General features: G+C 61.6%; 18 protein-coding genes. 6 read left to right on the forward strand and 12 right to left on the reverse strand.

The window, feature by feature from the left end; all coding sequences use genetic code 11:
- Window positions 1–78: 78 nt before the first annotated feature.
- The 6 genes from LGT41_RS13815 to LGT41_RS13840 form a co-directional block, all read right to left on the reverse strand.
- Window positions 79–1,512 carry an NAD(P)(+) transhydrogenase (Re/Si-specific) subunit beta gene (locus tag LGT41_RS13815; RefSeq protein ID WP_274127491.1) on the reverse strand — a complete coding sequence of 478 codons (1,434 nt, stop codon included), beginning with the start codon at window positions 1,510–1,512 and terminating at the stop codon, window positions 79–81.
- 15 nt (window positions 1,513–1,527) lie between these two features.
- Window positions 1,528–3,099, reverse strand: coding sequence for a Re/Si-specific NAD(P)(+) transhydrogenase subunit alpha (locus LGT41_RS13820; protein WP_274127492.1), 1,572 nt, complete (start codon window positions 3,097–3,099; stop codon window positions 1,528–1,530).
- A 161-nt stretch (window positions 3,100–3,260) separates the two neighbouring features.
- Entirely contained in the window at window positions 3,261–4,295 is a 1,035-nt protein-coding gene (locus tag LGT41_RS13825; RefSeq protein WP_274127493.1) for a TRAP transporter substrate-binding protein, read from the reverse strand.
- Window positions 4,296–4,352: 57 nt separating this feature from the next.
- Window positions 4,353–5,675: a TRAP transporter large permease gene (locus tag LGT41_RS13830; protein ID WP_274127494.1), complete on the reverse strand. Its 1,323-nt coding sequence runs from the start codon at window positions 5,673–5,675 to the stop codon at window positions 4,353–4,355.
- A complete protein-coding gene (locus LGT41_RS13835; RefSeq protein WP_274127495.1) occupies window positions 5,675–6,301 on the reverse strand; it encodes a TRAP transporter small permease subunit in 627 nt (208 codons plus the stop codon). Before LGT41_RS13835 ends, LGT41_RS13830 begins: the two co-directional genes overlap by 1 nt.
- On the reverse strand, window positions 6,298–7,077 hold the full coding sequence (locus LGT41_RS13840) for an N-formylglutamate amidohydrolase (protein ID WP_274127496.1): 780 nt from the start codon (window positions 7,075–7,077) through the stop codon (window positions 6,298–6,300). Before LGT41_RS13840 ends, LGT41_RS13835 begins: the two co-directional genes overlap by 4 nt.
- Before the next feature lie 154 nt (window positions 7,078–7,231).
- Between LGT41_RS13840 and LGT41_RS13845 the strand changes: the two genes are divergently transcribed.
- Window positions 7,232–8,074: a MurR/RpiR family transcriptional regulator gene (locus tag LGT41_RS13845; protein WP_274129736.1), complete on the forward strand. Its 843-nt coding sequence runs from the start codon at window positions 7,232–7,234 to the stop codon at window positions 8,072–8,074.
- 9 nt (window positions 8,075–8,083) lie between these two features.
- The gene (locus LGT41_RS13850) at window positions 8,084–8,869 is read left to right on the forward strand and encodes an aminoglycoside phosphotransferase family protein (RefSeq protein ID WP_274127497.1); all 786 of its coding nucleotides are present in this window, start codon (window positions 8,084–8,086) and stop codon (window positions 8,867–8,869) included.
- Here LGT41_RS13850 and LGT41_RS13855 read toward each other — a convergent pair.
- Complete coding sequence (locus LGT41_RS13855) at window positions 8,866–10,530, reverse strand: sulfatase-like hydrolase/transferase (RefSeq protein ID WP_274127498.1); 1,665 nt, start codon at window positions 10,528–10,530, stop codon at window positions 8,866–8,868. The two genes, LGT41_RS13850 and LGT41_RS13855, sit on opposite strands and share 4 nt — an antisense overlap.
- A gap of 54 nt (window positions 10,531–10,584) precedes the next feature.
- Between LGT41_RS13855 and LGT41_RS13860 the strand changes: the two genes are divergently transcribed.
- Entirely contained in the window at window positions 10,585–11,829 is a 1,245-nt protein-coding gene (locus LGT41_RS13860; protein WP_274127499.1) for an NAD(P)/FAD-dependent oxidoreductase, read from the forward strand.
- 258 nt (window positions 11,830–12,087) lie between these two features.
- On the opposite strand, the gene LGT41_RS13865 is transcribed toward LGT41_RS13860, so the two are convergent.
- From LGT41_RS13865 to LGT41_RS13885, 5 genes are all read right to left on the reverse strand, one after another.
- Window positions 12,088–13,902, reverse strand: coding sequence for a TRAP transporter large permease (locus LGT41_RS13865; protein WP_274127500.1), 1,815 nt, complete (start codon window positions 13,900–13,902; stop codon window positions 12,088–12,090).
- A gap of 3 nt (window positions 13,903–13,905) precedes the next feature.
- Entirely contained in the window at window positions 13,906–14,586 is a 681-nt protein-coding gene (locus LGT41_RS13870; protein ID WP_274127501.1) for a TRAP transporter small permease, read from the reverse strand.
- A gap of 59 nt (window positions 14,587–14,645) precedes the next feature.
- Entirely contained in the window at window positions 14,646–15,650 is a 1,005-nt protein-coding gene (locus LGT41_RS13875; RefSeq protein WP_274127502.1) for a DctP family TRAP transporter solute-binding subunit, read from the reverse strand.
- 190 nt (window positions 15,651–15,840) lie between these two features.
- Window positions 15,841–17,157, reverse strand: coding sequence for a sigma-54-dependent transcriptional regulator (locus LGT41_RS13880; protein WP_274127503.1), 1,317 nt, complete (start codon window positions 17,155–17,157; stop codon window positions 15,841–15,843).
- Window positions 17,154–18,887 carry a sensor histidine kinase gene (locus LGT41_RS13885; RefSeq protein WP_274127504.1) on the reverse strand — a complete coding sequence of 578 codons (1,734 nt, stop codon included), beginning with the start codon at window positions 18,885–18,887 and terminating at the stop codon, window positions 17,154–17,156. Before LGT41_RS13885 ends, LGT41_RS13880 begins: the two co-directional genes overlap by 4 nt.
- A 114-nt stretch (window positions 18,888–19,001) precedes the next feature.
- Between LGT41_RS13885 and galE the strand changes: the two genes are divergently transcribed.
- From galE to LGT41_RS13900, 3 genes are read left to right on the forward strand one after another with little or no spacing between them, the layout of a single operon-like run.
- Window positions 19,002–20,030: a UDP-glucose 4-epimerase GalE gene (gene galE / locus LGT41_RS13890; protein ID WP_274127505.1), complete on the forward strand. Its 1,029-nt coding sequence runs from the start codon at window positions 19,002–19,004 to the stop codon at window positions 20,028–20,030.
- A gap of 54 nt (window positions 20,031–20,084) precedes the next feature.
- Window positions 20,085–20,579 carry a hypothetical protein gene (locus LGT41_RS13895; protein WP_274127506.1) on the forward strand — a complete coding sequence of 165 codons (495 nt, stop codon included), beginning with the start codon at window positions 20,085–20,087 and terminating at the stop codon, window positions 20,577–20,579.
- Window positions 20,576–21,838, forward strand: a complete 1,263-nt coding sequence (locus LGT41_RS13900) for a glycerate kinase type-2 family protein (RefSeq protein WP_274127507.1) — start codon at window positions 20,576–20,578, stop codon at window positions 21,836–21,838. Before LGT41_RS13895 ends, LGT41_RS13900 begins: the two co-directional genes overlap by 4 nt.
- The last annotated feature ends 29 nt before the right edge of the window (window positions 21,839–21,867 follow it).

Consider the following 21,867-nt stretch of genomic DNA (forward strand, 5'->3'; position numbering starts at 1 on the left):
CGGTGGCTTGGCAGTCCATCTCAACAAAAAACAGCGCCGCAACTTCTGCGACGCTGTCCTGGTTCTTTTCGGGATTTGCTAGCTGATCTTGCCCAGCAGCAGATCAACGCTCGCCTTGGCATCGCCATAGAACATGCGGCTGTTTTCCTTGTAGAAGAGCGGGTTTTCAATGCCGGAATAGCCGGTGCCCTGCCCGCGCTTGGAAATGAACACCTGCTTGGCCTTCCACACTTCCAGCACCGGCATACCGGCGATGGGGCTGTTCGGGTCTTCCTGCGCGGCGGGGTTCACGATGTCGTTGGAACCGACGACGATCACCACATCGGTGTTGGGGAAGTCGTCGTTGATTTCGTCCATTTCAAGCACGATGTCATAGGGCACCTTGGCCTCGGCCAGCAGCACGTTCATATGGCCGGGCAAGCGGCCAGCCACGGGGTGAATGGCAAAGCGCACCTGCTTGCCGCGCGCCCGCAAGCGGCGGGTCAACTCGGAAATGGATTGCTGGGCCTGGGCAACGGCCATGCCGTAGCCCGGCACAATGACGATGCTGTCGGCCTCTTCCAGCGCCGTGGTAACGCCATCGGCATCAATGGCAATCTGCTCGCCTTCAATTTCTTGCGCGGGGCCGGTTGTGTTGCCAAAACCGCCAAGAATAACACTGATGAAGCTGCGGTTCATCGCCTTGCACATGATGTAAGACAGGATCGCGCCCGACGAGCCGACCAAGGCGCCAACCACGATCAGCAGATCATTGCCAAGGCTGAAGCCGATGGCCGCCGCCGCCCAGCCGGAATAGCTGTTGAGCATCGACACCACCACCGGCATGTCGGCCCCGCCGATGCCCATGATCAGATGGTAGCCGATGAACAGGGCGAACAAGGTCATCAGGAACAGGGGCAGGAAGCCGCCCGTGTTGAAATACCACACCAGGCACAGCACCGAAGCCGCCGCTGCACCGGCGTTCAGCAAATGGCCACCGGGCAGTTTTTCGGCCTTGGTGGATACTTTGCCGGCAAGCTTCAGGAAGGCGATGATCGAGCCGGTAAAGGTGACAGCACCAATGAACACGCCAAGAAACAGTTCAACGCGCAGAATGCTGACCTCGACCGCCGTTTTATAGGCCAGGATCTCGGCAAATCCTTCCAGCGCACCACGATCTGCCGTCGCCATGCCCAGCACGCGCCCAAGCTCGATATGCGCCGCAAACCCGACGAAAACCGCCGCAAGGCCGACAAGCGAGTGCATTGCCGCCACAAGCTGCGGCATTTCGGTCATGCGCACGCGCATTGCAACAAACCAGCCGATGATGCCACCGCCGACAATCATTGCGGCCGACAACACCCACAGCCCAGCGCCGGGGCCGACAAGCGTGGCCAGCACGGCAAGCGCCATGCCCGCAATGCCATACCAGACCGCGCGTTTGGCGCTTTCCTGCCCTGACAGGCCGCCAAGCGACAGGATGAACAATACAGCCGCGACAACATAGGCCGCTGTGGTGAATCCGAGTCCCATAATCCTGCCCCCCGCTTACGATTTCTGGAACATGGCGAGCATACGCCGTGTTACCATGAAGCCGCCAAATATGTTGATACCCGCCATGAACACGCTCAGCGTGGCCAGCAAAATCACCCAGAACGAGCCCGAGCCGATTTGCAGCAAGGCCCCCAGAATAATGATGGAGGAAATGGCGTTTGTGACCGCCATCAGCGGTGTGTGCAGCGAATGGCTGACATTCCAGATAACCTGAAAGCCGATGAACACCGCCAGCACGAACACAATGAAGTGCTGCATGAAGCTGGCCGGTGCCACAAGCCCAACGCCAAGCAGCAATGCTGCACCGATTGCAAGCAATGATACCTGCTGGATGGTTTGCTTCTTGAAGGCCGCAACCTCGTCGGCGCGCTTTTCTTCGGCGGTTTTGGCGGCAGCCTTTTTGGGCTTGGCCGCGGCAATCGCCGCCACTTTCAACGGTGGCGGCGGGAAGGTAATGGCCCCGTCATGGGCAACTGTCGCCGAGCGGATCACGTCATCTTCCATATTCACCACGGCCACCCCGTCTTTGGCGGGGGTCAGATCGTCCATCATATGGCGGATATTGTTGGCATAAAGCGTGGAAGATTGCGTGGCCATGCGGCTGGGGAAGTCGGTATAACCAACCACCGTAACGCCATTGGGGCTTTCGATTTTCTCATCCATCACGGTCAGGTCGCAATTGCCGCCGCGTTCGGCGGCAAGGTCAACCACAACCGAGCCGGGCTTCATGGCGGCAACCATATCTTCCAGCCACAGCTTGGGCGCATCGCGCCCCGGGATCAGCGCGGTGGTGATCACGATATCCATATCAGGGGCCAATGCGCGGAATTTTTCGAGCTGCTTTTCGCGGAATTCGGGGCTTGAGGGGGCGGCATAGCCGCCGGTTGCCGCGCCATCCTGCTGGGCCTCCTCAAAATCCAGATAGACGAATTGCGCGCCCATGCTTTCAATCTGCTCGGCCACTTCGGGGCGCACATCGAAGGCATAAACCTGCGCGCCAAGCGAGGTGGCGGCACCGATGGCGGCAAGCCCGGCCACGCCCGCGCCAACCACCAGCACCTTGGCGGGGGGCACCTTGCCGGCGGCGGTAATCTGGCCGGTAAAGAAGCGGCCGAAATTATTGCCCGCTTCGATAACCGCACGATAGCCCGCAATATTCGCCATCGACGAAAGCGCGTCCATCTTCTGGGCGCGCGAAATGCGTGGCACCATATCCATTGCCAGCGCCGTGACGCCCTTTTCGTTCATCGCATCCAGCAATTCGGCATTTTGCGCCGGGCTGATGAAGGATATCAGGATCTGGCCCTTTTTGGCGTGCTTCAGCTCGGCCAGTTCCGGGGCGCGGACCTTGACCACGACATCGGCCGCCTTCCAAAGCGCGGCGGCGGTCTTGACCACCTCTACGCCCGCGGCCTTGTAGTCATCATCAGAAAAGCGGGCCTTGGCGCCAGCACCCGCCTGCACAACACAGTCATAGCCCAGTTTTTGCAACTGCGCGGCGCTTGCCGGGGTAAGGGCAACCCGCGCCTCGCCTTCAAAAACTTCGGTTGGTGCGCCAATTTTCATCAAAACTCCCCCTGTGCGAAATGCTGGCTGAATGCGGTGTCAATCTTTAGCAGGTGCAGCAAATGTGCAACAGGAAATCGGCGGATTTTCGCAATCTTGCGCTCTGGGCACAAAAAAACGCCGCCGAATTGCTTCGGCGGCGCATATTTGGGCAGTGCGCCCTAGTTGTAGCGATACGGACGGCCCGCGCGATCCATCGACGCGTTATAGTCCTTGATGATCTGCACGACCTTCGCCTTGGTTTCGCTTTCCGCGGCAATCTCGTCCCAGAAGTCGCGCGCGGCGGCTTCAACCGTGGCCCATTCGGCATCGGGGATGGTGGTCAGCTCCATCTTGGTGCCTTCAGTGCGCAGCCGCGCCTCGCCACCCCAATACCAATGCTGGCGGTAGTAATGGCTGCTGTCCATGCAAAGCTTATACAGCTCTTGCAAATGTTCCGGCACGGCGGCCCAGCTTGCGGGGTTGGCGAAATAGCTGCCCGCCCAGGCGCCCGAAATATTGTTGGTCAGGAAGTAGTTGGTCACATCGGCCCAGCCAACCGTATAGTCTTCGGTAATGCCCGACCATGCGATGCCGTCAAGCTCGCCGGTTTGCACGGCAACCTCGATATCTTCCCAAGGCAGGGTCACAGGCACAACGCCGAATTTCGACATGAAGCGCCCGGCTGTCGGGAAGGTAAAGACCCGCAACCCGTTCAGATCGGCCAGCGAATTGATGGGTTCCTTGGTGGCAAAATGGCACGGGTCCCACGCGCCGGCAGACAACCATTTCACGCCAACCTTGTCATATTCCTCTTCCCAGATCTTGTTCAGGCCCCATTGGTTGAACAGCACCGGAACATCGAGCGAATAGCGTGTGGCAAAGGGGAAATAGCCGCCAAACACCGTCACATCGGTGGGCGACGCCATCGAGTCATCATCCGATTGCACCGCATCGATCGTGCCGTTCTGCACGGCGCGGAACAGTTCTGATGTCGGCACAAGCTGGTCGGCATAGAACAGTTCAATTTCCATCTGCCCGGCGGCAACCTTGTTGAAGGCGTCGATCGAGGGTTTGATCACATGCTCGCCCAAGGCCGGGCCGGCATAGGTTTGCAGGCGCCATTTGATCGGCGCTTGCGCATGAAGCGCGGGGGCGGCCAGAGCAGCAGGTGCGGCAATGGCGGCTGTGGTCAAAAACTTGCGACGTGTTGTCATGTCTTTCTCTCCGTTGGTTGATATTTGCGGCCCCGCAGAGGCGCGGAGCCATCCTTCTTAATTTCCGTAAACGAGGTTCGGCAGCCACAGCGCGATACCGGGAAAGGCTGTGACCAGAGCCAGCGCAAGGATCATCACGCCCACAAAGGGAATGATGGAAATATAGATGTCGCGCAGGCTGATCTCGGGCGGGGCCATTGCGCGCATCAAAAACAGGTTATAACCGAAAGGCGGGGTCATATAGGCAATCTGGCAGGTGATTGTGTAAAGCACGCCATACCACACCAGATCGAAGCCAAGCTCGCCGACAAGCGGCACGTAAAGCGGGGCGACAATGACCAGCATTGCCGTATCATCCAGAAACATCCCCATGAACAGGTAGGAGATTTGCATCAGGATCAGAATTTCCCACGGGCCAAGCTGAAGCTGGCCAACGAAAAACCCCTCGATCGCCTTGCCCGCGCCCACGCCATCAAACACCGCGCCAAAGGCAAGTGCGGCCAGAATGATCCACATGAACATGCAGGTAATGGCAAGGGTCTGGCGCAGGGAGACCTCGAACACCTCGCGGTTCATCCGCCCTTTGAAAATGGCCGCAAGCAAGGCCGCCATAGCCCCGACAGCCGAGCTTTCGACCAGCGATGTATAGCCGTTCACAAACGGCACCATCATGACTGCGAAAATGCCCACCGGCAGCAGGCCGGCGCGCAGCAGGCGCAGTTTTTCGGCCAGCGGGATATTGCGCTCTTCCCTGGGCAGGGCCGGTCCAAGCTCCGGGCTCACGCGGCAGCGGATGTATATGTATACCACAAACATCGTGGCCATCAGCAGCCCCGGCACAACACCGGCCAGCCACAATTGCCCCACGGGCTGTTTGGCAATCATCGAATACAGCACCAGCACCACCGAAGGCGGCACCAGAATGCCCAGACTCGAGCCCGCCTGAATGACCCCGGTGATCATCCTTTTATCATAGCCGCGCCGCAAAAGCTCGGGCAGCGCAATGGTCGAGCCTATGGCCATGCCCGCCACCGAAAGCCCGTTCATGGCCGAAATCAGCACCATCAGCAGGATTGTGCCAATCGCCAAGCCGCCATTGATCGGCCCCATCCAGACATGGAACATTTTGTATAGGTCATCGGCGATGCGGCTTTCGCTCAGCACATAGCCCATGAAAACAAACATCGGCAGGGTGAGCAGCGGATACCAGCTCATCAGCTTCATGGCGGCTGAGAACGGCGCGTTCGAGCCACCCGTGCCCCAAAGCAGCAGGGCGGTGACACTGGCAACAATGCCAATGGCGGCAAAGACCCGCTGGCCGGTGATCATCATCATCATCATTGATGCGAACATCAGCAGGGCGATCATTTCGTATGACATTAAAACTGTTCCCCGCGAATACGCGCAATATCTTTGATAAGCTCGGCTGTGGCCTGCAAAAGCATCATCACAAAGCCAAAACACATGATGGTCTTGATCGGCCAGAGATAGGGCCGCCAGGCTGTCGGGCTGCGTTCAAACCGGCCCAGAACCTCGGCTGTTTCACCGGTGAAGACCGAAGTGATCAGCTCGCGGTAAAACACCAGCGGCTCCATCCCGTAATAGCCCAGCGAATAGGCGAGCGACGCCAGCCCGCCATAAAGCAGCACGCCCAGAAAGAAGATCATCGCTGAAACCGTTACCGCATCGGCCCAGGCCTTGGTGCGGTCAGACCAGCTTCCATAAAGCAGATCCATGCGCACATTGCTGCCAAGTTGCAGCGAATACGGACCGCCCAGAATATAAAAGGCGACCATGATGAATTGCGCGGTTTCCAGCGTCCAGAAATTCGGCAGGTTCACGGCAACGGTCGGGTCCGACCAGCCGGTGACATCGGCCACGACCTTTGAAAAGGATGAATAGAGCAGCACCGCCATCATCACGAAAATCAGATACATGGTGATGCGGCCGATCCGGCGGTTCACCGCCTCGACACCGCGCGCATATCCGTAAATCAGGCGCATCATGCAACCGCCCCGCGCGGGCTGGCCAGCGCGGCAGACAGCAGGCTGGCCAGCTCTTGCGCGGCCTTGGCCTGACCGGCGGCACTGGCCAGCAGATCGTTGCGAATTTCAATCATCACATTCAATATTCCCGATTTTATTGCGTGGCGCTGCAGCGTGTGGGTTACCCCATCATCGGCACCATAGGGCTGGTTGCGTTCGGTTTTCAGGGTCGTATGCGCGGCGGCCTGCGCCAGCATCGCATCGGCCAGGCGCGAATCCTGGTCATGCAGAATGCCCAGTTCCACCGCGCGCGGCTGACCGAAATAGACCGGCGTAAAGCTGTGGATGGTCACAAGAACCGCGCCCGCACCGCGCGCGGCCAGCGCATCGGCCACGGCGGCGTGAAACGGCTTATACAGCCCCTGCACCCGCGCCTGTTTTTGTGCATCGCCCAGCCTGGCATTGCCGGGCACCTCGTAAACCTCGCTGCGGGCCGGCATGGCGCCGGGGGCTTCTGGCGGGCGGTTGCAATCATAGGCAAGGCGCGAAAAATTGGCGGCGATAACCGTGGCACCAAGCGCCGTGCCCAGCGCAAGCGCAACCGCAAGCGCGCCCGGATCCCATGCGATATGGCTGGACAGCGCCGCCTCATCCAGCCCCAGATTGCCCAGGGCGCGCGGAAGGCGGTTCGAGGCATGTTCGCACACAATCACGACCGGACTGGCCGCATTGGCGTTGACCACGCGCAACGCCGGCCCCTCATCCGCCGCCAGAATACTGTGCAAATCTGCGTCCACGCGTCATCCTCCTGCATGAAATTTCGGCCACGCAGCACGATTCTGTCAACTCATTTGATTGTTTTTTTTCAAACTCACTTGTGCTGTAATGAATCCGACAATTGAAGGAACGCCGGTGACCAAGCCCCAATCGCCACCCCAAAGCATTGCCGATATGCTGAACGCACGGTTTGACACGCTCACCCGCGCCGAAAAGCAGCTGGCCAATTCGCTGCTGGACAATTATCCGGTTTCCGGGCTGGCAAGCATTACCGCCATTGCACAGGCGGCGCAGGTGTCTACCCCGACCGTGGCGCGCATGGTGCAAAAGCTGGGTTTTGTGGGGTTTTCCGAGTTTCAGGCCCGCTTGCGCGATGAGTTGGAGGCGCGCATTTCCAACCCGATCAGCAAGCACGACCTATGGGCAGGCGATGCGCCCGACACGCATATGCTGAACCGCTTTGCCGATGCGGCCATGCAAAATCTGCGCCAGACGCTTGCGCAGATCGACCCGAAGGACTTTGATGCCATCTGCGCGGCACTGGCCGACAAGCAAAGCCGCATCTATGTCACCGGCGGGCGCATTACCCGCAGCATTGCCGAATATCTGTTCACCCATCTGCAAATGCTGCGCGGTGGGGTCACGTTCCTGCCGGCGGGCGATGGCACCTGGCCGCATCATCTGCTCGACCTTGGTGCGGGCGATATTTTCGTGATGTTCGACATGCGCCGCTATGAAAACACCGTGCTGCGGCTGGCCGAGCTTGCAGCCGCGCGCGGGGCCACGATTGTGCTGTTCACCGACCAATGGGGTTCTCCGGCCACCAAACACGCGCGGTTCCGCATCAATTGCCGCATCGAGGCGCCCAGCGCGTGGGATTCTGCCGCCGCCATGCTGGTGATTGTTGAAAGCCTGATCGCACAGGTGCAGCAGGAAACATGGCAAGACAGCCGCGCGCGCATGGATGCGCTGGAAGATATTTTTGATACAACGGGATTGTTTCGTAAATTCAAGTAAAGTGGTGCAATGAGTCATGATGAAATCCCGCTTGAGGGTGGTAATGTAAACGGTGGTGTTGTGCGGGTTGGCGACACGGTGCGCCGCAATACCGCGCCGCAAAGCCCGTTGATCCACAAGCTGTTGCTGCATCTGGAAACACAGGGGTTTGACGCAGCACCCCGCTTTCTGGGGCTGGATGAGGCGGGGCGCGAAATGCTCAGCTTCATTCCGGGAACGTCGGAAGCGACACCAGAAACATGGGAAGGCGATGATGCCGCGCTCGCCGCTGTGCGCCTGTTGCGGCGCTATCACGATGCCACCACCGCGCTTGTGGCCGAAAAGCACGAGGGTTGGGCGATCAGCAGCCCGAACCCCGCCCGCCACGAGGTGATCTGCCATAACGATCTTGGCCCTTACAACATGGTGTTTGATGGTGCCCGGCCCGTGGCGATCATCGACTTCGACCTTGCCGGGCCGGGGCCGCGCATTCGCGACCTTGCCTATCTGGCCTATTGGTTTGCACCCTTGTGCTTTTCGCGCGACGATCTTGCGCCGCTCGCCGAAGCCGAGCTTGCCGCCGGCTGCCCGCGCCTTCGGCTGATCTGCGCAGAATACGGGCATGGCGATATGCCGGCATTGCTGGATATGCTGGCAATTTCGCTGCTGCATCTGAGCAGTGCTTCTGCGACGGCGCGTGTTGTCGGCCAGGAGGTTGCCGCGCAACTGGCGGCCGACGGGTATTTGCAAGACTGGCAAAGAGAATACCGCGCGCTGATGGGCCGGCGCGATGACATTCTGGCCTGTTTTGCCTAGTCTGGCCGTTGGCCTGCACGCCCAATATGCGCGGCGGCCTGCTCCGGGGTCACGTCGCGTTCGTCCCAGATGCCGATCATCAGGCCAAGATCGGCAGGATCGCCCCGCTGGGCGCGCAGTTCTGCCTCGGATCTCGTTGTCCGCTGGCTCATCCGGCGCGCCCATTGCGCAAGCCGGTCCTGCATGAGCGCGATAATCCCGGCATGATCGGCGCTGTCGCCCCGGTCGAAATATTCAAACGGGTCGGCCTGCCGGTCAAACAGCATGGTCCGAAAGCCGCCTTCGGCGTGGATGAATGTGTAGCGCGCATCGGCCAGCATGAACAGGCGGCAATCGCGCGGCGCAAGCCCCAGTTTTTCGGCCATTGGCGACGTGCCGTAATCATATTCGCTGACCACGAATTCGCGCCAGTTTTCCGGCTGGCGCCCTTCCAGCCAAGGCAGCAGGCTGCGGCCTTCCAGAATATGGTCGGGCACGGTGCCGCCTTTGGCTTCGATGAATGTCGGGGCAAGGTCGATGGACTCGACCAAAGCATCGCAAACCTGCCCGCGCGTGGCATCGGCGGCTTGGCGCGGGTCATAGATGATCAGCGGCACCTTCACGCTGGGGGCATGGAACAGGTCTTTTTCACCAAGCCAATGGTCGCCCAGATAATCGCCGTGGTCGGATGTCAGCACGATCATCGTATCCTCCATCCGGCCCGCCTCCTCCAGAAAGGTCAGCAGCACGCCAAGCTGGTCGTCGCATTGCTTGATAAGCCCCATATAGGCGGGGATGACGGTGTTGCGCACCTCGTCACGCGCAAAGCTCTGCCCGATGATATTGCTCTGGAAGGCTGCCAGCACGGGGTGGGGGTTTTGCCGCTCTGCCGCGTGCCTTTGTGCGGGCTGCACATCGGCGGCGGTGAACATGTTGTGATAGGGCGCCGGCACGATATAGGGCCAGTGCGGCTTGATGAAAGACAGATGCGCAAGCCACGGCGCGGCGGCCTGCGCGCTGTCCATGAAGGCCATTGCGCGGCGGGTCAGCCAGGGGGTTTCGGAATGCGCCTCGGCAATATTCGCCGCCTGCCCGGCATTCCTCATGAACCAGCCCGAAGCCATGTTGCCGCCATCATCACCCGCATTGGCAAAGTCGTGCCAGGGGTTGCTGCCCGGATAGCCCAGCGCCTTCAGATAGGCGTTATAGGGCGAGTCCGGATCGCCATAATGCCCCTTTGGCCCGTCGCTATGCAGCCCGTCTTCGCGGCTCCAGACATCGAAGCCGCATTCGGCCACCCGCGCGCCGATCACGCTATCGGCCGCCAGCCCAAGCCGCGCCATGCCCTTGGCATCGGCCTTCATGTGGGTTTTGCCGATCAGCCAGCTTTGCACACCGATCTCGCGCAGATGGTCGCCCAAGGTAAGCTCGCCCACCTTCAGCGGGTAGCCGTTATAAGCCGCGCCGTGGCTGGACACATAGCGCCCGGTATAGGCGCTCATCCGGCTGGCGCCGCAGACGGGCGACTGCACATAGGCGTTGGCAAACCGCAAACCGCGCGCGGCCAGATTGTCCATATGCGGGGTGTGCAGGGTTTCATGCCCCGCGCATGACAGATAATCGTGGCGCAACTGGTCATACATGATGAACAGGATATTGCGGATGTCGTTGCGCTTCTTCATGGTCCACTCCAATGGTTGCGCGACTATTCCACCGCGCAGGGGCAAGGGCAAGCGATGAGCAAAACGGCGATTGTGATTGGCGCAGGCATTACCGGCCTGTCATCGGCCATCTGGCTGCAACGCCGGGGCTGGCAGGTTGAACTGGTGGACCGCGTGGCGCCGGGCGACCCTGCACAAGCCTCATATGGCAATGCCGGGCTGCTGGCGCGCGGCTCCATTCTGGCGAATTCCGAACCCGGAATGCTGTGGAAAGTGCCGGGGATGCTGCTGGATGCCGACTCGCCGCTTTTCTTGCGCTGGCGCTATCTGCCACGCCTGCTGCCCTGGTTCATGCGGTTTATCCATGCGGGCCGCGCGGCAAATTTCAACGCCACGGTTGCGCGGCTCGACGCGCTGGTGTCTGACACGATCGAGCAGCATTTGGCGCTGGCCGAAGGCGGGCCAGCCGCCCGCCATATCCGGCTTGGCGAATACAGCTATCTGTATCGTGACCGCGCGGCCTATGCGGCCGAGGCGGCGGGCACGGCGCTCAAAAAGCAATACGGGCTTAAATCCTACACGCTCGAAGGGGCGGCACTGGCCGAACACATGCCGGGGCTTGGGCCGCGCTATGGCTTCATGTCGGTCTATCCTGATTATGGCTGGATCACCGATCCCGGCCAGTATATGCGCGATCTGGCCGAGGGTTTCGTGGCCAGGGGCGGCAGGCTGCGGCTGGCCGAGGTGCGCACGATTACGCCCGGTGCGCCCGCCAGCATTGCGCTGGCCGATGGCACGGTGCTGTCTGCCGGGCGCCTTGTGCTTTGCGCCGGCGCCCATAGCCAGAAACTGCTGAACCGCCAGGGCCCGCGCCTGTGGCTGGAGGCCGAGCGCGGCTATCATCTGTTTTTGCGCAAGCCGAGCTTCATGCCGAAAAACCCGATGATGGTTGAAGATGCGAAATGCGTGATCACCCCGATGGCGCAGGGGCTGCGCATAGCCGGAATTGCCGAATATGCAAGGCTTGATGCACCGCGCGGCACCGCGCCGCTTGCGCTGCTGCGCAAACGCATCGGGCAGGTATTTCCCGGCTTGCAGTATGAAAGCGCCGATGAATGGATGGGCCAGCGCCCCTCTACCCCCGACGGGCTGCCCTATCTGGGGGAAGATGCAAAACTGCCGGGCATCATCAGCGCCTTTGGCAGCCAGCATATCGGGCTTACGATTGGCCCAAGGCTGGGGCGGATGGTGGCGGATATCGCCGAAGGCGCACGCCCCAACCGCGATGCAACCCCCTACAGGCTAAACCGCCACGGCTAGGCCGAAACCCTGCCGCGCAGCACACAAGGCCTTTGGCCTTGCCCGCCGCTTGGCGGGGGCGGCGCGGCAAGGGCAGTTCAGTGTCACCCGCTGCGCCCGCGCCGCTTTGCGATGCCGCGCCCAGGCCCGGCATTGCTGGCACACAGCGCAATGCTGGAGGGCGGCGCGCGACCAGACGGTGCCGGCACGCGCAACGCCAGCCGCGCCGCCACCGCCAAGCCCTGCCCCGATCCCTGATCGGGACCAGGGCGCGGCAGTCTAGCGGATGATCGTCTCCGGCCCCATCATCTCGGTCGGCAGCCATGTCGAGATGCCGGGCACATAGGTGATGATGATCAGGAAGATGAACAGAATGCCAAGCCAGGGCAGCGCGGCTTTCACAACCCGCATCATCGGCATTCCGGCCACGCCCGATGTCACGAACAGGTTCAGCCCCACGGGCGGCGTGATCATGCCGATTTCCATGTTCACCACCATGATGATGCCCAGATGGATCGGGTCGATCCCCAGATCAATCGCAATCGGAAAGACCAGCGGCGCGACGATCACGATCAGCCCCGATGGCTCCATGAACTGCCCGCCGATCAGCAAGATCACGTTGACGATGATCAGGAAAACAACCGGCCCGAACCCGTAATTCAGCATCGCCCCGGCAATCTGCTGCGGCACCTGCTCGTTGGTCAGCACCTGTTTCAGGATCAGCGCATTGGCGATGATGAACATGAGCGTCACCGTCAGCTTGCCCGCCTCGAACAGCGTGGCGCGCGTGTTCTTGTCCAGCAGCGCCATCGGGGCGGCCAGCAGGTTTTCAAAATTGCCGCGCAGCACGGCGCGGCTGCCCGTGAGCAGCGATTCAAAATAGTCGCCCCCCACGCCCGCCAAGGCATTTGCGCCTTTTTCCATTGCGAAAATGAACACCGCCGGCGGCAAAAGCAGCACGATCGTCAGGATGATAGAGCCAAGCACCTGCGTTGAGAGGCCGGTTTCCGAACCCGTCCAGACCATAACCAGCGCATAAAGCCAGGGCAGAATGCCAAGCAGCAGAAAGGCGATCATCGACACAAGCCGCACCTGCCCGACCATTGCCGCCCTGGCCATGACATTGCCCAGGATCAGCGCCACGGCGAAAAACCCGATCGCGGCAAGAATGGCGGTGGAATAGGCCAGCTCGGTCATCGCGGCAATGCCGCCGTAAAGCAGCAATGTCACAACCGAAAAGCCGACGACCCGAAAGCCAAGCAGCCCGCCCTGCACTTCGCCTTCACGCATCCAGCCGCGGCCCTGAAGCGGGCCCATATCGCGATAGATGAACACCGCGACAAGAAAGGCATAGACCGAGGCGACGGCGGCGGCTTCCGTCGGGGTGAATATCCCGCCATAGATGCCAACCAGAATGATGATGATCAGGAACAGCCCCCAGCCGGCTTCGAGAATCGAGTCAAAAACCTCGGTCCAGCCCAGCCATTCGCCCTTTGGCATGTTGCGCAGCCGCGCCGTCAGGTAAATGGCCACCATCAGCATGATACCGGCCAGCAGGCCCGGAAACACACCCGCCAGAAACATGCGGCCAACCGAGACATCGGTTGCGCTGGCATAAACCACCATCACAATCGAGGGCGGAATGAGAATGCCAAGCGTGCCTGCGTTACAAATAACACCCGCGGCAAAATCCTTGCTGTAGCCCACCTGCCGCATGGCGGTGATGACGATGCCGCCGATCGCCACGACCGTGGCGGGCGACGAGCCGGACAAGGCCGCGAACATCATGCAGGCCAGCACGCCCGCAATGGCCAGCCCGCCGTGAAAATGGCCGACAATGGCAATGGAAAAGCGGATGATCCGCTTGGCCACACCACCTGTCGACATGAAGCTGGACGCAAGAATGAAGAAGGGAATGGCCAGCAGCGTATAATGCGCCGCCATCGCCTGGAACATGGTCTGCGCAATGCTGGCCAGCGAGGTATCGGACAGAACCAGCAGATAAATGGTCGAGGCAAGGCCAAGCGAAACCGCAATGGGCACGCCGATCATCAGCAGGCCGATTATGGCCAGAAAAAGAAGTGCGACATCCATGCGCTATGCCTCCTGCATCTTGCGACCGGCTTCTTCCACCGCGTCCTCGGCTTCGTGGCTGGCAATGAGGTGGTCGCGCCTGCCCAGCGCGATAAGAATGAAGGCCTGCACGAAGCGAAACAGCAGCAGCGCAATCCCCAGGGGCAGCATCAGATAGGGCACGAGCCGGGGCAGCTTTTCATAGGCCTCGCCCTGGTTGAACCAGCCTTCCAGAAAGCCCAGAAAGGCGGGCAGCGGAATATCGGAGGTTTCATACCAGCCCTGGTCGCGGCTATTGGCAAAGCCGGTGGGAAACCAGCGCCCTGTGGTTGCATCCATGCCCGCAAACGGGGCGTAATAATCCCATGCGCCCTTCATCAGCAGCGCGGCATAGACAATGCAGAACGCCGCCGCAATCAGCACCGAAACGCGGCGAAGGCCGGGGTTCAGCAGGTTGATCGCCGCATCAACACCCAAATGCGCGGTTACTTTCACACAGTAGGATATGCCAAACAGCACCAGCCATGCGAACAGGTAAACCGTAAGCTCCAGCCCCCAGATCCATCCGCTGTTATAGACATAGCGCAAAATCACGTTGCCAAAGGTGATGACCACCATCGCCAACATGATATAGGCGATAATGGTTTCTTCCAATGTGTTGATAATTCGGCCAAAACGGCCCGTGCTTGCAGCCTCGGCAGCCATAGCGCACTCTCCCCCCCAGAGCGAATTCAGCCCCCGGATGTTACCGGGGGCTGAACGTTTTACATGTTGTTGGCGTTTGCGGCCTGTGCGGCGGCAATGTTTTCGGCCCCGACATCGGCTTCAAACTGCGCCCAGACCGGCAGCATCGCATCAACCCAGGCCTGACGCTGTTCCGGGGTCAGCTCGCGGATCACGCCACCGGCATCCAGAATGGCCTGACGGGCTTCGGCATCCACCTGGTTCACGGCTGCGTTCCGCTCGGCGGTCACTTCATTGAGGATGGTCAGGAACTGGTCGCGCACGGCCGGATCGAGGCTGTCGAGCCAGTCGGTCGAGGTGACGACAAGATAGTCCAGCACACCGTGGTTGGTTTCGGTGGTGCCGTCCTGCACTTCAAAGAACTTCTGGCCGTAGATGTTGGACCATGTGTTTTCCTGTCCGTCGACAACGCCGGTTTGCAGCGCGCCATAAACTTCGGAAAACGCCATTGGCTGCGGCGAGGCGCCCAGGGCTTCCATCTGCGCTACCAGCACATCCGAAGGCTGCACGCGGAATTTCAGACCGGCTGCATCGCTTGGCAAAAGCAGCGGCACATTGGCCGAAAACTGCTTCAACCCGTTATGCCAGAAACCAAGCCCCATCAGGCCACGGCGTTCCATCGATCCAAGCATCGCCTGACCGGCTTCGCCGTTCTGGAATTCCTCGACCGCTTCGATGTTGTTGAACATGAAGGGCAGGTCGAAAATGCGGAAAACGCGGGTGAAGGTTTCAAACTTCGACAGGCTGGGGGCGGCAAGCTGCACATCGCCCTGCAACATGGCTTCCAGCACCTGGTCATCGTTATAAAGGGTGGAGTTCGGATAGACCTCCATACAGGCAATGCCGTCCATCTCGTCATTCACCCGCTGGGCCAAAAGCTCGGCCGCAATCCCCTTTGGGTGGCGGTCGGTATTGGTGACATGCGCGAATTTGATAACGATTTCGCCCTCTTCGCAGCTGGCGAATGCCGGGCTTGCGGTCAGCGCGGTGGCCGTCATTAAGGCGGCTATGGCAATCTTTTTCATTGTTCTCTCCCAAAACTTCGTTGGCCGCGTGTAGCTGACACGGCGGCACTGCACGCCTTTTAGCAGAAACGACACCGCCGCTGGCGATAAATTCACAAAAAATTTACAATCGCAGTGCCCGGGGGCGGCGCTGTTCCCGGCTCCGCCCATCGCCGCGCCCGCAATGGGTGGATTGCCACCCAGCGCCGGCTCAGTCCGGCAGGTCGCCGCCAAAATCTTCGCGCTTCAGCCCGTATTTCTGCATTTTCTCGTAAAGCGACTTGCGTGCCAGCCCAAGGGATTCGTAGGTTTCGCGCAGCGCCCCGTGATGGGCCGACAAGGCCGCCGCGATCTGCGCACGCTCAAAGGCTTCCACGCGTTGCGCCAGGCTCAGCGGGGGCGCATCGCCCGGCGCTTGCAGACCCAGCACATAGCGTTCAGCCTCATTCGCCAGTTCACGCACATTTCCCGGCCAGTCGCGCGCCGACAGGGCCATCAGCGTTTCGGCGGCAACCTCGGGCACGGGCAGGCTGGCGCGGGCGGCGGCAAGGGTCAGGAAATGACGAAACAGCAGCGGAATATCGCCGCGCCGCGCGGCAAGCGGCGGCACATGCAGGCTGGCGGGGTTGAGCCGGTAAAGCAGGTCGCGCCGGAACCCGTCAACCGCGGTCAGCGGCTGGTTGGAACTGGCCAGAAAGCGCACATCGAGCGCAATCGTCTCGTTACCGCCCAGCGGGGTGATGGCGCGTTCTTCAACCACGCGCAGCAGTTTGACCTGCAAGCCAGGGGGCAATGCGCCGATCTCATCCAGGTAAAGCGTGCCGCCGCGCGCATGTTCAAACCGGCCACGCCTGTCGCGCAATGCGCCGGGAAAGGCGCCCGCCACATGGCCGAACAGCTCGGATTCGATGCTGGCTGCGGGCAATGATGCCAGGTTGATCGCCACAAAGGGCTGCCCGGCCCGCGCCGAAAGCTCGTGCAAGGCCCGTGCGACAAGCTCTTTGCCGGTGCCGGTTTCCCCCTCGATCAGCACATCGGTATCGTGCCGTGCGAGCAGCGCAATCTGGCGGCGCAGGTCGATGATTTCCGCGCTGCGCCCCCTGATGCGCGCCGCCAGCGCATCATCGCCCTCCAGCACGCGCCGCAGGCTGCGGTTTTCCAGCGTCAGCTTGCGCAGGGCCACGGCGCGGCGGGCAATTTCAACCAGGCGGGCGGGCTCGAACGGTTTTTCAATGAAGTCATGCGCCCCGGCGCGCATGGCCGCCACCGCCAGCGCCACATCGGCATTGCCGGTGATCAGCACCACGGGCAGTTCAGCATCGCGCGCCGCAATCGCTTCAAGCAAAGCCATGCCATCCATGCGCGGCATCCGGATGTCTGACACGACAACCCCGTCAAACGCGGCATCGACCAGGTCGAGCGCGCGTTCGGCCCGCGCGCAGGCGGTCACAGAAAAGCCGGCAAGTTCCAGCGTTTGGCTGAGCGAGGCGCGGATATCCTCCTCGTCATCTATCAACAGCACATTCATTCGGCGGCCTTTTGGTGTGAAGGGTCCAGATGCGGCAGGCTCAGGGTGAAACGCGCCCCGCCTTGCGCAGTGCGGCTGGCCACGATCGTGCCACCAAAATCGCGCATGATGTTGAACGAGATCGACAGGCCAAGCCCCAGCCCCTGCCCCACCTCCTTGGTGGAAAAGAACGGGTCGAACAGCTTTTCAGCGGCTTCGGGCGCAATTCCCGGCCCGTTATCATCAACCGTGATGATCACATTGCCACCGTCGACCCGTGCCACAATCGCAATTTCCGGCACGCGCCCCGCGCCCAAGGCGGCATCAAGCGCGTTGCCGATCAGGTTCATCATGACATGTTGCAGCCGCACCTGCCCACCCATGACCACCAGATCATCAATGCCCGAAAGGCTGATTTTCGCCTTGGCCCGCTCTATGCGCCCGCGCATCAGCGACAGGGTTTCGTCCATGATATCACCCAGCCGCGTGGGTTGCGCGGTTTCGCGCGGCTTGCGGGCAAAGCCGATAAGGTGGCGCGAAAGCTCGGCCATACGCTGGGTCAGGCGCAGCACGCGCCTCAGGTTTTCTTCGGCCCGCTCGCGCTTGCCGATGCCCAGAAACGCCAGCGCATTGTCGGTATAGGTGCGAATGGCGGTCAGCGGCTGGTTGAACTCGTGGCTGAGCGCGGCCGACATCTGGCCAAGGGCGGCCAGCTTGGCGGCCTGCACCAGATCGGCCTGTGCGCGGTGCAGGTTCTCATTGGCCTGGGTCAAATCGGCAGTGCGCGCAGCGACCTGAGCCTCCAGCAGCCGCGCGGCATTGGCGCGCATCTCCAGCCGCTCCAGCAGGCGCGCGCGGCGCTGCAAGATCACCACCGCCACCAGCCCGATGATCAGCCCCACGGCCCCTGCCAGCAGGCCCGCCCCCCAGGCCTGTGCGCGCACAAGCGCCAGCGATTTCACCACATGCAGGGTCCAGCCTTCGGGTGCCATTGGCTGGCTCAGGTGCAACTGCCCGTCAAACAGCCCGGCTTGCAGTGGCGTGATCTGGCCAAGGTCAAACTGGCGGTCGCGTAAAATCGCCTCGGCATGGGCGGGGGCGATGGGGGCGAGCGCGCGCAAACGCAGCGCCGGATCGTTTGAAAGGATGATCACCCCGGCGCTGTCGGTTATGAACACGGTTGCGCCTTCGGGGGCAAATTCACGCTCGATCCGCGACACCGAAACCTTGACCACCGCCGCGCCGGTAATTTCGCCGGGGCGGTGAATGGGGAAGGCAAAGTAATAGCCACGCACCCCCGAGGTGGTGCCAAGCCCGAAGAAGCGCCCAAGCTGGCCGGTTATGGCCATTTGGTAATAGGGGCGAAAGGCAAAATTATTGCCGACGAAACTGTCGGGCTGCGCCCAGTTCGAGGCGGCGATCGTCAGCCCGTCACGGTCCAGCACATAGGTGTCGGCCGCCCCGCTCATCGCATTCCAGTATTCCAGCCGAAGGTTCAGCGCGGCAATATCGGGGCCATTGGCGCCAGTCTCGACAGCGGCGCGCACCAGCGGGTCACGCGCATAAACAGCCGCAAGCGCACGATACTGGTTCAACCGCCCGCGCGTGGTTTCCACATAAAGCTGCATTTCGGTGGCACCACGGCTGCGCAGCTCTGCCACGCCCAGATCATAGGCGCGCTGCCAGCCCAGAAACCCCGCCGCCACGCAAAGCGCAAGCAGGGTTGTCGCAAGAATTATGCGCCGGTTCACCAGATATGCTCCTCCCGCTTTCGAGGATGACCGCGCAGCGCCGCCCTTGGCAAGGCGCAATGTTGCCGTGGGCGGTGAAATCGGCTATCGGCAAGGCAACGCGAAAGGACTGCAATGCACAGCACGATACTGGTCACAGGCGGGGCGGGATATATTGGCAGCCACACGCTGGTGGCGCTGCTGGAAGATGGCCATAGGGTCGTGGTGCTTGACGATCTGTCAAATGCCTCGCCCGCCGCGCTTGCCCGCGTGGGTGAAATTGCCGGCAAGCCCGTGCAGCTTATCCGCGGCGATGTGCGCGATGGCGCATTGCTCGACCAGATTTTCGCCATGCACCCGATAGACTGTGTGCTGCATCTGGCGGGTGTCAAGGCGGTGGGTGAATCGGTTGCCAACCCGCAAAAATACTTTGAAATCAACACCCAGGGCTCGCTTGCGCTGTTCTCGGCCATGCAGCGGGCCGGGGTTGCGCGCGCGGTGTTTTCCTCAACCGCCACGGTTTATGGCGCGCCGGAATTCGTGCCGCTGACCGAGGCCGCCGCCCTGCGCCCTGAAAGCCCCTATGCCACCAGCAAGCTGGCGGTGGAATACATGCTGGCAGGCTTTGCGCGCGCCCATAGCTGGCGCGCGATCAACCTGCGCTATTTCAACCCGGTCGGTGCGCATCCCTCTGGCAGAATTGGCGAAGACCCGCTGGGCGAACCGGCCAATCTGTTCCCCTATATCGCACAGGTGGCGGGCAAGCGGCGGCAGATTCTCAGCATTTTCGGCAATGACTACCCCACCGCCGATGGCACTTGCGAGCGGGACTATATCCATGTCTGCGATCTTGCGGCGGGCCATGTTGCTGCGGTGAACTATTTGCTGAACCACGCCATGCCGGGCGAATGCCCGGCGGTGAACCTTGGCACCGGGCAGGCCTATTCGGTGCTGCAGGTGCTGGCACAATGGCAGGCGACCTGCGGCTTTGACATTGCCCACCAGATTGCGCCGCGCCGCGCGGGCGATGTGCCCTCGTATTTCGCCAATCCGGCCGGGGCGCAAAGCCTGTTTGGCTGGCGCGCCCGGCAGGATCTGGCCCGGATGTGCGCCGATCATTGGGCCTGGCAGCAGCAAAACCCGCACGGCTATAACGCCGACTAGCCCTTGCCAAAACGCGCCCCAAGCGCCACATCATTAAAAAAAGGGAAATGGACAATGCCAATTGCACTGATGTTTTTTGCGCTGGCCCTGACGGTGGCGGTGCTGTGGCGGTTTCCGGAATACCGGCTGGGGGCGATTGGCGCGCTTGTTCTCATTGCGGGGGTGTTTGGCACATATTTCTATGTGAGCGAACCAACCGAGACAACGCAAAACGCCGCGATTGACCCCGACAAGCTGGCGCTGCGCGATGTCGATTTCCTTGTCGATCCGCGATTCATAACAATGCTCGGGCAGGTGCAGAACCTTGCAGACAATGCCAACCTGCTGGAAATGTCGCTCGAATTGCGCGCGCTCGATTGCCCCCAATCCGATAGCCCGGTCGTGGAATGCATTGTCATCGGCGATGATGAAGGCACGGCACGCGTGACAGTGCCACCCCAGCAATTGCGGGCCTTTCGTGCGGTGTTCATGCTGCGCAATCTGCCCGAAGTCAGCGGTGTGTTGCGCTGGAATTACACGCTCGTTTCGACCCGCGCGCAACCGCTGTGAGTTTGCGGCAAGTCGCGCTTGCGGCGTTTGACGCAGCCCTTGCCGCCGCGGCCCCCGGCCCGGCCACGGCCCGTGCGCTGGCTGAGCGCCCGCTGGCACCCGGCCGCCCCGTGACCATCATCGCAATGGGCAAGGCCGCCATTCCGATGGCGCGCGCCGCCATCGGCCAACTGGGCCGGCCGCCCAAAACGCTGCTGATCGTCACCAACCCCGAAAATGCCGTTGCGCTTGACGGGGCCGAAATATTCGCAGCCGCCCACCCGCTGCCCGATGCGATTGGCCTTGCCGCCGCTGCCCGCGCGCTGGAAATTGCCGCAAGCCTGACAGCCGAAGACCAGCTTCTGGTGCTGGTCTCGGGCGGGGCATCGGCCATGCTGCCAAGCCCGGTGCCGGGGGTCAGCCTGAGCGACAAAATCACCCTAAATGCGCAAATGCTGGCCGCGAATATGGATATTCGCGCCATGAACCTTGTGCGCCAGAACCTGTCGGCGCTGAAGGGCGGGGGGCTGGCCCGGGCGGCGGGCAGGGCAGTTGTGCGCAGCCTGATCCTGTCGGATGTGCCGGGCGATGAGCTTGCCGTCGTCGCCTCTGGTCCCACGCTGCCGCCGATCGGCCCGCGCAGCGCGGCGGTTGACGTTTTGCAAAAAAGCGGGCTTTGGGCAGGGCTTGCACCCAATATCCGCGCTGTGCTGACGGCACCCGCCCCCACCCCAGCCCCCGCCACTGCTGCTGCGCCGCTGCCGCCTGCCAATGCCACGCTGATCGGGGCCAACCAGATCAGCATCGCCGCGGCCCGCGCGGCCATTCCGCCGGACTATCTGCTGCTTGAAGCGCCCTTCCCGCTTATCGGCACGGTTGAAAGCGCCGCCGAAACACTGGCCGCACTTGCACGCGCAGCTCCAAACCAACCATGCGCCATTGTCACTGGCGGTGAAACCACGGTGAATGTGACCGGCACAGGGCGCGGCGGGCGCAATCAGGAGCTTGCCCTGCGGATTGCGCTGGCATTGGCGTTGCCGCGCGACTGGCTCTTTCTGTCGGCGGGCACCGACGGGCGCGACGGGCCGACCGATGCGGCGGGCGGCATAGTAACGGGCGACACCGCGCGCGCCATTGCCGCCGCAGGCCATGATTCGCGCCGCTTGCTGGCAAACAATGACAGCTATGCCGCGCTGGCGGCAGGCGATGCGCTGCTTCACACCGGGGCAACCGCCACGAATGTGGGCGATTGCCAGATCTTGCTGCTCAACCGCCTATAAACCCGCGCAACAGGCTTTTGGGAATCGCA

Origin of the sequence: Abyssibius alkaniclasticus (assembly GCF_020447305.1) — a bacterium.
Classification (GTDB): domain Bacteria; phylum Pseudomonadota; class Alphaproteobacteria; order Rhodobacterales; family Rhodobacteraceae; genus Abyssibius; species Abyssibius alkaniclasticus.